Source organism: Salinicola salarius, from assembly GCF_002179555.1.
In the GTDB taxonomy this organism is placed as follows: Bacteria; Pseudomonadota; Gammaproteobacteria; order Pseudomonadales; family Halomonadaceae; genus Salinicola; species Salinicola salarius_A.
Genome location: NZ_NHOU01000133.1, coordinates 1 through 655, shown reverse-complemented (window position 1 = coordinate 655; position 655 = coordinate 1). Strand labels below are relative to the sequence as shown.

The window sequence follows — 655 nt, the reverse complement described above, 5'->3', positions numbered from 1 at the left end:
CCCCAATCGATAGATCAGCGCTTCCTCCAGCGCGGCCTCAGCGGTCTTGCTGCTGCCATTGTCCGATAATCGCCAGCCGAGGATCTCTCGCGTACAGCAATCGATGATCACCGCCAGGCTGGCCCGCCGATCCTTGCCGCACCACACGTGCGTAAGATCCGTTGCCCAGCGTTCATCAGGCCGTGACGCGACAGACGGAAGGCTCTTGGCACGCGGGCGGAAGCCCTGTGGCCGCTTGCGCACCTGCCAGCCTTTCAACTGCAGGATGCGCTGTATTGGCTTGCGGTTCTCACCCAGAACACACGCCAGGCGGCGATAGCCGTAGGTGGGGAACCGCTCCAGGGTCAGCTTCACCCGTGCCGCCAGATCGGCATTGATGACACGCTGCCGCAGCTTGGGCCGGTAATACAGGCTCCGCCGGGGGAACCCCAGCCAGCGGCAGAGCTTGACGAGCGATACCACATGGCCTTCCTCGGCCAGTTGCGCCTGCAGCGACCTTATGAGTTCTCGTCCTCGTCGAGCAGGCGCTTGAATTTTTTTAGCGCATGGATCTGCAGATGGGCTTCGCCCAGTGCCTCCTTGGTCTCTCGGATCTCGGACTCGTACTGCTCACGGATGTCCTTAGGGCGGGCCTTGAACCCGTTCTCCATGCTGC

Annotated in this window: 1 protein-coding gene; it reads right to left on the bottom strand. The window is 62.4% G+C overall.

Features of this window, described 5'->3' with window-relative positions; translation table 11 throughout:
- Positions 1-462: DDE-type integrase/transposase/recombinase (locus CCD76_RS19475; RefSeq protein ID WP_179208982.1), on the bottom strand; the 462-nt coding region annotated here is incomplete at its 3' end.
- Between the last annotated feature and the right edge of the window lie 193 nt (positions 463-655).